The organism is Niveispirillum fermenti, assembly GCF_052474395.1.
In genome coordinates this window covers 1,895,611-1,910,541 of the sequence record NZ_CP156681.1, presented here as the reverse complement: position 1 = coordinate 1,910,541, position 14,931 = coordinate 1,895,611, and the positions used below count along the sequence as shown (strand labels likewise).

The following is a 14,931-nucleotide window of genomic DNA, read 5'->3' as shown; positions in this document are numbered from 1 at the left end:
ACAGGGTCCATTCGGCTATTGTCATCCGAGACCGGTTACAGCCGCCCTGCCGCCACCATCACTTGGCAGCCAGGGTGTAAAGGCCGCGCTGGCCTTCCATCGGCTTGAATTTCTCCGTGATGCCCAGCACGGTCTCGGCCCCGCCCAGGTACAAGATGCCATCCGGCGGCAACAGCTTGGCCATGGCCTCCAGCACTTTGGACTTGGTCGGCTGATCGAAATAGATCAGAACGTTACGGCAGAAGATCACATCGAACTGGCCCAGCGGTGTCAGGTCGGACAAGAGATTATATTCCCGATACTGCACCTTGCCGCGGATATCATCGTTCAATTGCCATTTGTCGCCCATCTGCTTGAAATATTTCACCAGATGGGTGATGGGCAGGCCACGCTGCACCTCGAACTGGGTGTAAAGGCCGGCGCGGGCCTTGTTCACCATCTCACTCGACAGGTCGGTGCCCAGGATCTCGATCCGCCAGCCGGCCAGTCTGGCCCCTTCCTCCTGCAACAGCATGGCCAGGGAATAGGCCTCCTGCCCGGAAGAACAGGCCGCAGACCAGACGCGAATCTGCTTCTTCGCAGCCCGGTTAGCCAGAAGATGCGGCAGGACCACCTGCTTGAACTGGTCGAACGGCTTCTGGTCACGAAAGAAGGAGGATTCGTTGGTGGTCATCGCCTCCGTGATGTCACGGAGCAATGCCTCGTCACGCTTGCTGCGGACCGCGACCGCCAGTTCGTCCAGGCTCTTCAGGGTCCATTTGCGGGCCACCGGCATCAGCCGGCTTTCCAGCAGATAGGCCTTGTCGGAGGTCAAGACCAGACCCGACCGCTGCCTCAGCAGGGTGCAGAACATATCGAAGTCTTCGACCTTCATGCTGCCTGCCTCAATGCGATCTTACGAATGTAAGGCCCGATTTCCTTCAATGGCAAGACGGCACTGCACAATCCCGCCGTCGCCACCGCCCCCGGCATGCCCCACACGACGGAACTGGGCTCGTCCTGCCCAAGAATGGCGCCGCCAGCCTGCACCACCGCCTCCGACCCGCGCTGCCCGTCATGGCCCATGCCGGTCAGAATGGTGACCAGCACCCGCTTGCCATAGGCGCGGACGATACTGCGCAGCATCGGGTCCACGGAAGGGCGACAGAAATTCTCCGGCGGGTCCTTGGTCAGGGTCAGGTAATTCACACCGTTCTTCTGCACGACCAGCATGTGGAAATCACCCGGCGCCACATAGGCACGGCCACCCACGATGGGTTCCCCCTCCTTCGCCTCCGCACACTGCACGCCGCACTGGCGGGTGATATGTTCGGCCAGGATGGTGGTGAAGGTTGCCGGCATATGCTGGGTGATCAGGATCGGCTGCCGGATTCCATCCTTCAGGTGGCTCAACACTTCGAACAAGGCTTGCGGCCCACCCGTGGAACTGCCGATGGCCAACACATCCGGCCGGAAATCCGGCACGGGCCGCAGGCTGATCGGCCCCGTTTCCGGCTTCAACCGGACAGGTGGGGACAGCGTGAAACCTGTGGTCGGCGGCGCGGTGCCCACAGGCGTCACCGGCCGCACGATGCCGGGGGCAGCGGGCGTACCGGCGGCCGGCGTGGGCGCCCCCTTCCGCGGATCGGCCTTGCGCGCGGCAAGCGCCAGCGCCTTGACCTTCCCCGTCAATTCCCGCTTGAAATCATCAGCACTGGTCAATTCCCGTGTCGATGATGGCTTGGGGATATAATCCGCCGCTCCGGCCTTCAGCGCACGAAGGCTGATATCGGCGTTTTTGGCCGTCAGCGTGGATGCCATGACGATCTTGACATGCGGATCGACAGCCAGCAGATGCGGCAGGGCCGACAGCCCGTCCAGTACCGGCATTTCGATATCCAGCACGATCACGTCGATCATCTGGCGTTGCAAGGTATTGATCGCCATCTGGCCATTGGCCACGGACGCGACGACCTTGATCTCCGGATCACCTTCCAGCGAGCGCGTGAGGAGGCCGCGGATGACGGCACTGTCATCCACCACCATCACCCTATAGGGCTCTGTGCCGGTCGGCGTCGCCTGGGTCACCGGTCGTCCGGGAAGCTCGTTCATTGCCTGCAATCCCGGGCGGCCTTAAAGAAGGCCGACCTGTTGGAACTTCGTCTGGATGATGTCGCTGTCGAACGGCTTCATGATGTACTCGTTCGCACCCGCCGACAGCGCTTCCTGGATATGGGCCAGATCATTCTCCGTTGTGCAGAAGACAACCTTGGGCGCCTGGCCGCCCGTCATCTTGCGAAGCCGGCGAAGGAATTCTATGCCGGTCATCACCGGCATGTTCCAGTCCAGCAGGATGGCGTCCGGCATGCTGCGCGCGCAATAATCCATGGCCTGCTTGCCATCCTCGGCCTCATCACAGGCAAAGCCGAGTTCTTCCAGGATCTTGCGCGCTACCTTGCGGACAACGCGGCTGTCATCGACGACCAGACACGACTTCATCAATGGACCTCGATTGCCGGACGCGGGTTATGCCGCCTCGATGTTAGCAAAGTTGAGCAGCTTTGAGACATCCAGAACGACGAGCAATGTCTCTTTCAGACGATAAATGCCGGTCGAAATCTCGCGCCACCGCAGATCCATGGTGGCCGGATGACGTTCGAAATCATCGGAGGACAGCGACAGCACCTCGCCGACATTATCGACCATGAGGGAATAGAGCTCGCCCTTATGATCGACCACAATGCTCATCACGGGCTTGCCATCGGCCGGGCGCGGCGGCAGGTCCAGTCGCTTGCGCACATCGATGGCCGTGACGATGCGGCCACGCAGGTTCAGCGAACCCGCAACCTCCGGCGGGGCCAGCGGAATGCGCGTGATCTTCTGCGGCCCCAGCACATCCTGCACCTGCAGCACCGGGATACCGAAAAGCTGGTTGGCAATGGTTGCCGTGACGAAATCCTCGTTCTTGATGAGGGCGATTTCCTGGGAGCCGGCCTTCTTTACGGCGGGGAGACGGGCACTCATGCGGCACCTTTCTCGGTGATGGTCTGCTGCAACGTGAAAAGCAGGGCTTCACGGTCGAACTTGGCGACATAGTCGTTGAAGCCGGCCTGCCGGCCGCGATCCAGGTCACGCGGACTGGCATGGCTGGAAAGGGCGACAAGCGGCGTCCCGGACCAGCGGGTGCTGGCACGCACAGCCTGGGCAAAATCCAGGCCGCTCATGCCCGGCATCTCGATATCCGAGACGATGACGTCAAAATCCTCGCCCAACTCGCAAAGGGCCAGGGCTTCGTCCGCACTCTCCACCGCCGTCACATCGTACCCCGACACGGTCAGCAGCGGGGTCAGCAGGTTGCGGAAGAACGGGCTGTCATCGACCAGCAGCACGCGATGCTGATGGTCATCCTCGAAGCTCTCATGGTTGTTGCCGAACCAGTCCTTGAAGGCACGGGTCAGGTAGAAACCGGCATCAATGACGTCTGTCGCCTTGCTGGCAATGATAGCCGAACCCAGGAAGCCCGGACGCTCCGTCCCCAGTTCGACCTGCAGGCGGTCCTCCACGATATCCACGATCTCGTCGACGACCAGACCCATGGAACGGTCGCCATCGGCGAACACCACCACGGGCTGGCGCTTGTCGCGCGCGATCTTCCAGGCCGGATCGATGGGCACCAGCGGCATCAGCTTGCCCCGGTACTGGACCACGGGTTCGCCATTGGACAATTCGACCTGATTGAGGTCGACATCCTCCAGACGGGCGACCAGCGACAGCGGCACGGCCTTGGGCCCGCCCTCCCCGGCGCTGAACAGCAGCAGGGCCATCTTGTCGTCCTCCCGGCGGGAAGTGGACTTGGCCACTTCCTGGGCGGCCATCTGGGTATCCGGCATTCCGGCCAGGTTGCCCGACGCCGTGGCGATACCGTTGGGATCCAGGATCATGATGACCGAACCGTCGCCCAGGATGGTGTTGCCCGAGAACAGTTCGATATGGCGCAGGATGGGCGCCACCGGCTTCACCACGATTTCCTCGGTATCGAACACCCGGTCGACAATGATGCCGAACGTATAGTTGCCAACCTGGCTGACGACGATGAAGGTCTCCCGCTTTTCGTCATCCTCGGCGCTGCCCAGCTTCAGCAGCTTCTGAAGGCTGACCAGCGGCAGCAGCCGGTTGCGCAGGCGCAGGACCGGCGCACCGTTGATGCGTTCGATCTTGTGCTCGCTGTCGTCGGCGGCGCGCACCAGCTCGATCACGCTGATTTGCGGCACGGCGAATCGCTCCGACGCGCATTCCACGATCAGGGCCGAAACAATGGCCAGCGTCAGCGGGATCTTGATGGTGAAGGTCGTGCCCCGACCCTCGACCGACCGCATTTCGATCGTGCCGCCGATCTTCTCGATATTCGTCTTCACCACGTCCATGCCCACGCCGCGGCCGGACACGGACGTGACCTTGGCGGCAGTGGAGAAGCCCGGCTTGAAGATGAACTGCTGGATCTGCTGATCCGCCATCTGGGCCAGTTCCAACTCGGTCGCCAGCCCGTTCTGGATGATCTTGGCCTTGATCTTCGAGAGCGCCAGGCCTTTGCCGTCGTCGCTGATCTCGATGATGATATGGCCGCCTTCATGATAGGCGTTCAGTGTGATGCGGCCGGTTTCGGACTTGCCGGCGGCGATACGCTCCGACGGAATTTCCAGCCCATGGTCGCCGGAATTGCGAACCATGTGGGTCAGGGGGTCCTTGATCAGCTCCAGCACCTGACGGTCCAGTTCCGTCTCGGCACCGAGCATCTGCAGCTCGATCTTCTTGTGCAGTTCATGGGACAGGTCGCGCACCAGGCGCGGCAGCTTGGCCCAGGCATTGCCGATGGGCTGCATGCGCGTCTTCATGACGCCTTCCTGCAGCTCCGACGTGACATGGTTCAGACGCTGCAGGGGGGCGGCGAACTCGCTGTCCTTCTGGGAACGCAGTATCTGGAGAAGCTGGTTGCGGGTCAGCACCAGCTCGGAAACCATGGTCATCAGGTTTTCAAGCAGATCCACATGCACGCGGATGGTCTGCTGGGCAAGTGCGCTTTCCTTCGCCTCGCCCCGCACCTCGTCCTGTGCCTCGCTGCGAGGCGGCGGCGGCGGGGACGGCGGCGGCACATCGACGGCCGGCAGCGGCGCTTCGACCACGGGCGCAACGGCTTGGCTCGCGGGCGGCGGGGGCGGAGGTGGCGGCGGCGAGGCCGGCGCCAGCGTATGTGTCAGATGGGCAGGAACCGGCTCGAAAAGCTGGTCGGGATCATTGTCGGGCACGGTTGGTGCGGCGGCCGGCGGGGCGGCATTGGCCTTGGGCAGTTCCCGCCCTTCCGCCATCGCGTTCAACCGGTCGATCAGATCCTGATCGGAACCGGGCGGCTCCGCCTCCGTCTGTTCCAGGACGGACAGGATGCCCTTGATCGTATCCAGCAATTCGAGGATCAGCGACACCGCGTAGGGGGAAACATGCAACTCCCCGTCGCGGAACTTGCCCAGCACGTTCTCGGCGGCATGGGCCACCAACTCCAGCCGTGGCAGCCCCAGGAAGCCGCAGGTCCCCTTGATCGTGTGAACCAGTCGGAAGATGTTCGACAGCAGCCCCGGATCATTGGGGTTCTGCTCCAGCTTCACCAACTCGACGTCGAGGACGGCGAGGTTCTCATTGGTCTCAGTGAGGAATTCACTCAGCAGATCATCCATGGTCCACGCCCCGTTTCGGGAAATTCAAGTTTCCACGCCATACGCCGGTCGATACCCCCGGTGAAGGACCCTTGTACGCGCCCGGCCGACCGTCGGCCAATGAAAAGTCTCTGAAATCAGACAAATTCTTCCATGCTGTGTTCGAATTGATGGACTGCGGGGGGCAGCGTTGGCAAGGGCAAGCTTACCTCTTTTCGGTTAGGTTCGGCCATCCGAATGTGCGGGTACGAGGACTATTCACGGCTGCAGGCCGCGCGGCGAGGTTGAATAGTTCAGTGGCTGCATCATGGCCTGCCGCGCGCGGCAACATCAGAAACGGTTCTTTGCCAGGACGAAACGCAGGGGGCCCGCCGGCTCGGGCGGCGTGAAGGAAAGTCCATAGGCGGCGGCGAAGCGGGGCACGGCATGGGACAACACCGACCGCGGCGTCAGGTCCGCTTCGGCCAGCCCCCCGGACAGCGCCGCCACCATCTCTGGTCGCAGGGCGGCCCCCGTGCCGCTGGCCGTGAGGACCAGCCCACCATCGTCCCCCTCCACCCGCACCACCCCGCCACGCGGCAAGGCCTCCTCCGCCAGCAGGGCCGACAGCAACACCAGTTTCACCATTCCCGGTGGTGGTGACTGAAGGGCAGCAAGCCATTCCAGCCGGGTCGCCCCACCGCGGAACCAGGCCTCCAGCGCCGCGCGCCCGTCACCGGCGGACAGGCCCGCCTGTCCACCGGCCGCCCCCAGCGCCAGCCGGTACAGCCGCAGCCGGGCGGCGGCGCTATCGGCACTGTCGGCAATAAGGTCCAATGCCTCCCCGCCGGCATCGCCGCCGCTTTCGTCCAGCAATTCCACGCCATTGTTGATCGCGCCGACCGGGCCGACCAGATCATGGCAGAGACGGGAGCACAGAAGCTCCACCACCCTTATTCCCAGATGCCGTTCCATGCGGTTCCACGTCCCCTCGCCTGCGGCCGCGATCCTTGGGCATGGCCGGCCGCTTTGGTTAGGATAGGGCTTCGTCCTATTCACTGGAAGCCGAACAAATGGATGAATCCCTGGTTCCCGGCGCCTTCGTCCGCCATCCGACCCAGCCCGATTGGGGGCTGGGCCAGGTCCAGTCCGTGATCGGCACGCGCGTCACGGTCAATTTCGAGCATGCGGGCAAACTGCTGGTCAATATCGCCGCCGTGCGGCTGGACGTGGTGGACCCGGATGCCGAACCCGCCGGATCGGCACCCTGAACAGCCTGTTCCCGGTCAGCGCAGGCATGCACCAGCCTTCGATTTTCCATGCGCCGGCGCCGCATCCTTTGCGCGGCGGCGATCGCGAAAACCAGGGCTTATTGCCCATGTCTCTTGGTTTCAGACATTCAACGTCGTTGGCAACCGTATGGTAACGGTCGTTCCGCGGCCGGGTTCGCTGTCGATCGCCAGCGTGCCGCCATGCAGTTCCACCAGGGATCGCGCCACAGGCAGACCCAGGCCCGTGCCCTCGGTCGGACGCGACAGGTGACTGTGGACCTGACGGAAGGGCTCCAGGGCGATGGCCACCTCCACCGCGGTCATGCCGCAGCCCGTATCCCGGACGCACAGCAATACGGACCGGTCTTCCCCCGGTTGATCATAGCCGGCGAAAACCGTGATGGTGCCGCCGGGTGGCGTGAACTTGACGGCATTGTTGATCAGGTTCAGCAGCACCTGCCGCAATTTCATGCCATCCGCCCGCAGCATGGGGCCCGCCGCCGCCACCTGCGTGTCCAGGGACAGATGGCCCATTTCGACCCGGCCCCGCATCAGCCGGGTGCAATCATGGACCAGCCGCGACAGATCGACGGTTTCCAGCGTCAGTTCCATACGGCCCGCCTCGATCTTCGACAGGTCCAGGATGTCGTTGATCAAGGCCAGAAGGTGAAGGCCTGAATCGCGGATATCCTCGGCATACTCCGCGTATTTGGGGTTGCCCATGCTGCCATGGATGCGATGGACCATGACCTCTGCGAAGCCGATGATCGCGTTCAGCGGTGTGCGCAGCTCGTGGCTGGCGACCGCCAGGAACTGCGACTTGGCGGCCGTGGCCTGCTCCGCCTCCGCGCGGGCCTGGCGGGCCGCCGCCTCGCTGGCCTCCAGCTTGTCGACATAGCGGTGGACCAGAAGCAGCAGGGCCAGCACGATGATGGTGCCGATGGCGCCCTGGAGCAGGGCCTGGTTGCGCAATTGCCGATAGGGCCGCAGCACATGGTTCAGATCCTGTCCCACGGATACCAGAAGCTGGGTGCCGGGCAGCAATTCGTAACTGGCGATGTGGTCCGCCCCGTCCAGCGGGCTGACCGCGCGGACCAGCCCGTGTTCGCCCCCTTCGCGTGCGGCCCCGACCGCGGGCAGGTCGGGATAGGACTGGCCCACGATGCCGGGCGTGCTGGCCCCGCGGGCATAGACCGTGCCGTCCAGGTCCAGCACCGTGGCCACCGCCGACAGGTCCAGGTCGACGGCACTGAAGAATCCAGCGAAATATTCCGACAGGACATCACCGACGATGACGGCCCGCAACGTGCCGTCGGGCTCCTCCACCCGCACCCAGAAAGGGATGGACGACATGAGCGGCGTGCGCCCGATGATCGGCTTGCCAAAGCCCAGACGCGGCGCCCCCCGCGCGGTGGCCTGCTGGAAATAGTCACTGTCGGACATGTCCAGCCCGACCGCGCCCGGCCGGGTGGCATCCACGACCGTGCCGCGGGCATCCATGATGCCGAAGAATTTGGAAACGCGGTCAAGGCCGGCCACGCGCCGGCGCATGGCCTCCAGGTCGGCTGGATATCCCGCCTCCACCCGGTCGGACACTTCCTGAAGCAGTTGCTGTACCTGACTGACCGTGCGGCTGACATACTGGCCGAAGGCGCGGGTCAGGTTGGCCGAGTCACGCTCCGCATCGGCCAGGGCATCGCGGTAGGATGTCTGTATCTGCCAGCCGACGAGCAACCACAGCCCGCCCAGCACCATGGCCGACAGCAGGTTGATGCCGGTGCGGCCCAGCAGGGCCGGGGGGCGGCGGCGGCGGCGCCCCGTGTCTCCGGTCTTTCTTCCCATTACGGGTCTAATATCACGCAGGCGGGCGGTCGTCAGCAAGTGCGCTGAAACAGGTCTAGCGGCTGTCCAGTTTCAACTCGATCCGCCGGTTCATGGCCAGCGCCGCGGGGCCGGTCCCCGGCTCCAGCGGCTGGAATTCGCCGAATCCCGTAGCCGCCAGCCGTTCCGGCGGCACGCCCATTCCGATCAGGTAATTCACCACGGAGATGGCGCGCGCCGTCGACAGTTCCCAGTTGCTGGCATAGCGCCCGCCCCGGATGGGAACAATGTCGGTATGACCGTCGATACGCAGGATCCAGTTTATCTCCGGCGGCATGCGGGCGGACAGGTCCATCAGCGTGCGCGCCAGACTGCCCAACTGCACCTGCCCCGCCTCCCCCAGTTCGGCCGAGCCGCTGTCGAACAGCACTTCCGACTGGAAGACGAAACGGTCGCCCACGATGCGCACATCGTCGCGATTGCCCAGCACCTCGCGCAGGCGGCCGAAAAATTCCGACCGGAACCGCGCCAGTTCGGCCACCTTGCTGGCCAGCGCGGCATTCAGGCGCCGGCCCAGTTCGGCGATCTGCACCTCCTGCTCCCGCGCCCTGGTCTCCGAAGCGTCGAGGGCGGTGACAAGCTGCTGCAACTGCTGGCGCAGGGCCGCAAGCTGCTGGTTCAGCAAATCGACCTCGCCGCGGGCGGCGGCACTGATGCGGCGCTCCGCCTCCAGTTCCCGGACCAGGGCGGCATGGCGCTCATCGGCCGATATCGCCGCATCCTCTGCGGCCCCCAAGGCGGAAAGCCGGCTTTCCAGCACCTCCCGCTCCGCCAGCGTGGCGCGCAACCGTTCGGTCAGCAACCCCAGATCGGCCTGCAGGCGCGCACTGTTGTCGCGTTCCAGGGCCAGGGCGTCGGCAAGCTGTGCGATGCGGCTGTTGAGGTCGGCCAGTTCCCGGTCGCGGCCCTGCAAGGCCGTGGACAGGTAGAACTGCCCCACCACGAAGACCATCAGCAGGAAGATGACCACCATGGTCAGGCTGGACAGCGCATCCACCCAGCCCGGCCAGATGTCCACTTGCTCCCGCCCGGCGCGGCGGCGGACATAGGCCATGGATCAGCGCTCCGTGTCGCCCAGCGCCGCGACGGTGCGGGCCAGGATCTTGATTTCGCTACGGATTTCCTGAGTGGACTGGACCCGCCCCTGGCTGGTCTCCTCCAGGATGCGGGCTGTGTAGAGTTCCAGGTTGCGGATATGTGCGCGCGTGGCATCATCGATCCCCAGGCTGCCGCCATCGGCCAGCGCACCCGTCAGCTTCTCCATAAGCGGGCGCATCTGGGCCGTCCCCTCGGCCAGGCGCAGCATCAGGGTCTGCTCGGCCCGCATCTGGTCGGTCAGTGTGGCCAGCCGTTCCGTCAGGTTGACCAAATGCTGGTTCTGGGCCTTGCGCCCTTCCTCCGCGCTGGCCATGGTGAATTGCAGACGCTCGATATTCTCTGCCGTCTGTTCCAGCAACGCCTGGATATAGACGGGCACGGAGGCACCGCCACCGCCGCCGTCCCCTTCGCCCAGCGCACCGCTGGACAGCCGCGTGATGCCGGCCAGCCAATCCTCCAGTTCCGTGTAGAACCGGTTCTGGGCCTGGCCCGCCTGCAATTCCAGAAAGCCCAGGACCAGCGATCCCGCCAGACCGAACAGGGAGGAGGAAAAGGCCATCCCCATCCCCGACAGCGGCGCCACCAGACCCGCCTGTAAATTGCTGAACACGCCCGCCACATCGGCATTGTCGGGGGTCAGGCTGGCGATGACGCCGCCGATGGAGAAGACGGTTTCCAGCAGGCCCCAGAAGGTTCCCAGCAGGCCCAGGAAAATCAGCAGCCCGATCAGATATTTGGATATCTCCCGCCCCTCGTCCAGGCGGGTGCCGACACCGTCCAGCAGCGACCGGCTGGCCACCGCGGACAGGGTGAACCGCCCGCCCTGACGCTCGCCCAGCATACGGGCCATGGGGGCCAGCAGGCGCGGCGGCGTGGGGCTGGGCCGATTGGCGCTGAACGCCTCCAGCCAGGCGACCTCCGGCCCCAGTGTCAGTACCTGTCGGAAGATGAACCAGACACCCAGCAGCAGGGTGAACAGGATCAGCCCGTTCAGGGCCGGGTTCGCCAGGAAGGCCTTGGCCAGGGCCGGTGACAATACCGCCGCGATGACGGCGACGGCGACGGCGAACAGCGTCATCCGCAGCAGGAACTTGCGGGGGCGGCTGGCCGGGGGCGCCGGCGGCGGGACGGCTTCGGAAGCGGGGCCGGGGCGGCGGTCGGCGGACAGGCTGGTCATTGGCGGATCACCAGATCGATACGGTCGGGCGGCGGGCTGGCGGAAGCGGCATCGGGCGGCGATGCCTCGGCGAAAACCAGCAGGCGCAGGGGATCGAGGCCCTGCTGCACCAGCCGGTCCCGCAGGGCGCGCACCCGCAGCAGGGCGATGCGCCGCCCATCCCCGGCCCGGTCGGCCGGGCCCGTGGCATGGGCCCGCAGTTCCAGCCGTTCAGACGGCCGGGCCCGCAGGCGGGCAACGATATCCGCCAGCACGGCATCCGTGCCGGCCGGCAGCACATCCGCACCGGGCGCATAGACCAGCGTGCTCTGATCGGCCGGCAGGCGTGCCGGCGCCGCACCGTCCGGCAGTCCCGGAACACGCGGGGGCGGCAGTTCGGCAACGGGTGCGGGGGGGATATCACCCTGGTCGGGTGCAGCGGGCAGCGGGGGCACGGACAGGTCGGGCCGGGCCGGCGCGCGCAAGGGCGCGCGCGTCACGGGGGGGCGGTCGGCGCCGGCGTCGGGCAAGGGGCCGATGCTGTTCTGCGCCAGTGCGCCGACCGGCAGCACGAACATCAGAACCGACGGCAGCAGCAACCGGCGAACGGAAAAGGACAGGCGCATCATCATGCCCGGCATGAAACCTCACAATTATGACCCCGGCATGTCGCGACAACGCTCCGGCGACGGGGCCGGCATGGACGATACTGGACAATGGCCCGACGGACCACCCCGTCATCTGGCATTTTCCCGTCGGCCGGACCGGAAAAGGCCCCCACCGCCGTCCGGTCCTATTCAGGCTGGGTGCGAGGCGCGCGCTCGATGCGCTGCGGTGGCGACGGCCGGTCCCGGCGACGCTCCTCATCCAGCCGGCGGCGGGCTTCCTCCATGGCGCGGCGCTGTTCCTCGGCCTGGCGCTGGCGAGCCTCGTCCTGTGCCTGGCGCTGCTCCTGCTCCACCTGACGGCGGACCTCTTCGGCGGCCCGCCGCTGTTCTTCCGCCTGACGACGCGCATCATCGCGCGCCCGGCGCCTTTCTTCCTCCAGGCGCTGGCGTGTATCCTCGTCGGCGCGGCGATCCCGGTCGCGGCGGCGATCCATTTCCTGCTGCTCGCGCCGGCGGCGTTCTTCCATGCGGCGGCGCGCCTCCTCTGCCGCACGGCGCGCCTCCTCCTCATTGGCGAAGGCCGGGGGTGGGCGGTCGCGATCGCGCTCCCATCGGCCGGGACGCTCCGCCTGCCGGCGGCGTTCCTCCTCCAGGCGGCGCTCGGCTTCCTCCCGCCGCCGCCTTTCCTCACGCAGGCGTCCTTCATAGGACCGGCGGCGGCTTTCAAGGTCCAGCATCATCATGCGGTGACGCCGGTCCTGCTCCCACCACCAGGAATTGCTCCCGCCCCATGTGCGGAACATGGAGCCGGAATCATAAAGAACGCCCGGCCCCCAGTAGAGCGCGTTGCGGTCGACCCCCATCACGACGGTCGATCCCGGCTCGTACCGGACGGGCGGACCGCCCGTGCCCATGCCGGAACCGGTTTCCAGCAATACCTGCAATTCCTGTCGTTCGGCCGGGTCCAGGGCACGGCCCGGCGTGCCCGTCATCGGGTCACCGGCACAGATGCGGCGGAATTCTTCCACCCGCGGATTGGATAGGGGAATGCTGGCCCAGACGACGGGATCATCCTCGATCATCATGGCAACCAGGCGCCGCTGTTCCGCCGCCTCTTCCGGCGACAGGGGCCGGCCGGGCAACCCCGCCTCGGGGCTGCCCATGCAGGCCATGCGCAATTCCAGCAGGCGCCAGGAGGTCTGGGCCATCCAGCGATAGCGGGCTTCCTGCCCCCCATCCTGTGGAAACTGGGTACAGCCGCCCAACAGCAGAAGGGCGGCAGCGGCGATCGACAGAAGGCGCATGCGGGTGGACCGTTCAGCGGTTCCTTTCAGCCGGCGACGATCGCCGGCCCGCCCATCAGATATCACCCGAATGGCGAAATTAGGACAGGCTGGCAGCCATCAGACCGTCGGCCAGGATTACAACCCCGGCCGATGGTCCGATGGCGGATCAGCGCTCCAGCGGCTTGTACTTGATACGGTGCGGCTGGTCGGCCTCCGCCCCCAGGCGGCGGCGCTTGTCAGCCTCATAATCAGCGTAATTGCCCTCGAACCAGACGACCTGACTGTCACCCTCGAACGCCAGGATGTGCGTGGCCAGACGGTCCAGGAACCAGCGATCGTGCGAGATGACCACGGCGCAGCCGGGGAAGGTGGTCAGCGCCTCTTCCAGGGCGCGCAACGTTTCCACGTCCAGATCGTTGGTCGGTTCGTCCAGCAGCAGGACGTTCGCGCCGGACTTCAGCATCTTGGCCAGATGCACCCGGTTGCGCTCACCGCCCGACAGCTGGCCCAGCTTCTTCTGCTGGTCCGGCCCGCGGAAATTGAAGGCGCTGACATAGGCGCGGCTCGGCATGGACTTCTTGCCCAGCTCGATCACGTCCAGCCCGCCGGAGATTTCCTCCCAGACATTCTTCTTGTTGTCCAGGCTGTCGCGGCTCTGGTCGACATAGCCCAACTGCACCGTCTCGCCCACGCGGAAGGTGCCGCCATCGGGCTGTTCCTGCCCGGTGATCATGCGGAACAGGGTGGTTTTACCGGCACCGTTGGGGCCGATGATGCCCACAATGCCACCTGGCGGCAGGCGGAAGGAAAGATCGTCGATCAGCAGCCGGTCGCCAAAGCCCTTGCGCAGGTTCTCGGCCTCAATAACCACATTGCCCAGGCGCGGCGGCGTGGGAATGACGATGCGGGTTTCGCCGATGGCTTCCTTCTGGTTGGCGGAAGCCAGCAATTCCTCGTAAGCCTGGATACGGGCCTTGGACTTGGCCTGACGCGCCTTCGGGCTGGCGCGCACCCATTCCAGTTCCTGCGCCAGTTGCTTCTGCTTGGCGCCCTCTTCCCTTCCTTCCTGCTCCAGACGCTTCTGCTTCTGTTCCAGCCAGGCGGAATAATTGCCCTCGTAAGGGATGCCCGACCCGCGATCCAGTTCCAGAATCCAGCCGGTGACGGCATCCAGGAAGTAACGATCGTGGGTGACCATCACCACGGTGCCGGGATAGTCGGCCAGGAAGCGCTGCAGCCAGGCCACGCTTTCGGCGTCCAGATGGTTGGTCGGTTCGTCCAGCAGCAGCATGTCGGGCTTGGACAGCAGCAGCTTGCACAAGGCCACGCGGCGCTTCTCACCGCCCGACAGCTTCGACACATCGGCATCCCCGGCGGGGCAGCGCAGCGCGTCCATGGCGATTTCGACCGTGCGGTCCAGATCCCAGGCGTCGGCCGCGTCGATCTTTTCCTGCAACTCGGCCTGTTCGGCCATCAGCGTGTCGAAATCGGCATCCGGGTCGCCCATGGCTTCCGACACGGCGTTGAACCGGTCCAGCAGGGCCTTGGTCTCCCCCACCCCTTCCATGACATTGTCCCAGACATTCTTGTCGGGGTTCAATTGCGGTTCCTGCGGCAGGTAACCGACCTTCACACCCTCGGCGGACCAGGCCTCGCCGTTGTAATCCTTGTCCAGCCCGGCCATGATCTTCAGCAAGGTCGACTTACCCGCACCGTTCACGCCCAGCACGCCGATCTTGGCACCGGGATAGAAGGACAGCCAGATGTTCTCGAACACCTTCTTGCCGCCGGGATAGACCTTGGTCACACCCTTCATCACATAGACATATTGATAAGCGGCCATGGGGGCTTCCTTCAGGTAGGCGTCTGCAAGAGGTTTGCGGGCCTTGTACCGCAGCGGGACGCGGGGTGCAATCGGGGTGGGTCGCGCGCCCGCGGAAGGCCGGGGTAAAAAATCCGTCCCCCCCT

General features: G+C 65.3%; 13 protein-coding genes. 1 reads left to right on the top strand and 12 read right to left on the bottom strand.

Translation table 11 applies throughout. The features are described from left to right. Positions 1 to 58: 58 nt before the first annotated feature. The 6 genes from ABC728_RS20065 to ABC728_RS20040 form a co-directional block, all read right to left on the bottom strand. Positions 59 to 874, bottom strand: coding sequence for a CheR family methyltransferase (locus tag ABC728_RS20065; RefSeq protein ID WP_416620722.1), 816 nt, complete (start codon positions 872 to 874; stop codon positions 59 to 61). Continuing rightward, a complete protein-coding gene (locus ABC728_RS20060) occupies positions 871 to 2,091 on the bottom strand; it encodes a protein-glutamate methylesterase/protein-glutamine glutaminase (protein WP_416620723.1) in 1,221 nt (406 codons plus the stop codon). The genes ABC728_RS20065 and ABC728_RS20060 overlap by 4 nt, the downstream gene beginning before the upstream one ends. A gap of 21 nt (positions 2,092 to 2,112) precedes the next feature. Then, entirely contained in the window at positions 2,113 to 2,478 is a 366-nt protein-coding gene (locus ABC728_RS20055) for a response regulator (protein WP_416620724.1), read from the bottom strand. A 27-nt stretch (positions 2,479 to 2,505) separates the two neighbouring features. Continuing rightward, entirely contained in the window at positions 2,506 to 3,003 is a 498-nt protein-coding gene (locus ABC728_RS20050) for a chemotaxis protein CheW (RefSeq protein ID WP_416620725.1), read from the bottom strand. After that, on the bottom strand, positions 3,000 to 5,705 hold the full coding sequence (locus ABC728_RS20045) for a hybrid sensor histidine kinase/response regulator (RefSeq protein ID WP_445376470.1): 2,706 nt from the start codon (positions 5,703 to 5,705) through the stop codon (positions 3,000 to 3,002). Before ABC728_RS20045 ends, ABC728_RS20050 begins: the two co-directional genes overlap by 4 nt. Before the next feature lie 309 nt (positions 5,706 to 6,014). Beyond that, on the bottom strand, positions 6,015 to 6,638 hold the full coding sequence (locus tag ABC728_RS20040) for a histidine phosphotransferase family protein (protein ID WP_416620727.1): 624 nt from the start codon (positions 6,636 to 6,638) through the stop codon (positions 6,015 to 6,017). Positions 6,639 to 6,736: 98 nt separating this feature from the next. Here ABC728_RS20040 and ABC728_RS20035 point away from each other — a divergent pair, with 98 nt between their 5' ends. Next, complete coding sequence (locus ABC728_RS20035) at positions 6,737 to 6,934, top strand: DUF3553 domain-containing protein (protein ID WP_416620728.1); 198 nt, start codon at positions 6,737 to 6,739, stop codon at positions 6,932 to 6,934. A gap of 120 nt (positions 6,935 to 7,054) precedes the next feature. On the opposite strand, the gene ABC728_RS20030 is transcribed toward ABC728_RS20035, so the two are convergent. The 6 genes from ABC728_RS20030 to ettA form a co-directional block, all read right to left on the bottom strand. Continuing rightward, positions 7,055 to 8,776: a sensor histidine kinase gene (locus ABC728_RS20030; protein WP_416620729.1), complete on the bottom strand. Its 1,722-nt coding sequence runs from the start codon at positions 8,774 to 8,776 to the stop codon at positions 7,055 to 7,057. 55 nt (positions 8,777 to 8,831) lie between these two features. Further along, positions 8,832 to 9,869, bottom strand: coding sequence for a peptidoglycan -binding protein (locus tag ABC728_RS20025; protein WP_416620730.1), 1,038 nt, complete (start codon positions 9,867 to 9,869; stop codon positions 8,832 to 8,834). Between the two features lie 3 nt (positions 9,870 to 9,872). Next, positions 9,873 to 11,090: a flagellar motor protein MotA gene (locus ABC728_RS20020; RefSeq protein WP_416620731.1), complete on the bottom strand. Its 1,218-nt coding sequence runs from the start codon at positions 11,088 to 11,090 to the stop codon at positions 9,873 to 9,875. Continuing rightward, on the bottom strand, positions 11,087 to 11,710 hold the full coding sequence (locus ABC728_RS20015) for a hypothetical protein (RefSeq protein ID WP_416620732.1): 624 nt from the start codon (positions 11,708 to 11,710) through the stop codon (positions 11,087 to 11,089). The genes ABC728_RS20020 and ABC728_RS20015 overlap by 4 nt, the downstream gene beginning before the upstream one ends. A 152-nt stretch (positions 11,711 to 11,862) precedes the next feature. Further along, positions 11,863 to 12,981: a hypothetical protein gene (locus ABC728_RS20010; protein WP_445376469.1), complete on the bottom strand. Its 1,119-nt coding sequence runs from the start codon at positions 12,979 to 12,981 to the stop codon at positions 11,863 to 11,865. A gap of 148 nt (positions 12,982 to 13,129) precedes the next feature. Beyond that, on the bottom strand, positions 13,130 to 14,806 hold the full coding sequence (gene ettA / locus ABC728_RS20005; protein WP_416620734.1) for an energy-dependent translational throttle protein EttA: 1,677 nt from the start codon (positions 14,804 to 14,806) through the stop codon (positions 13,130 to 13,132). Positions 14,807 to 14,931 lie beyond the last annotated feature (125 nt).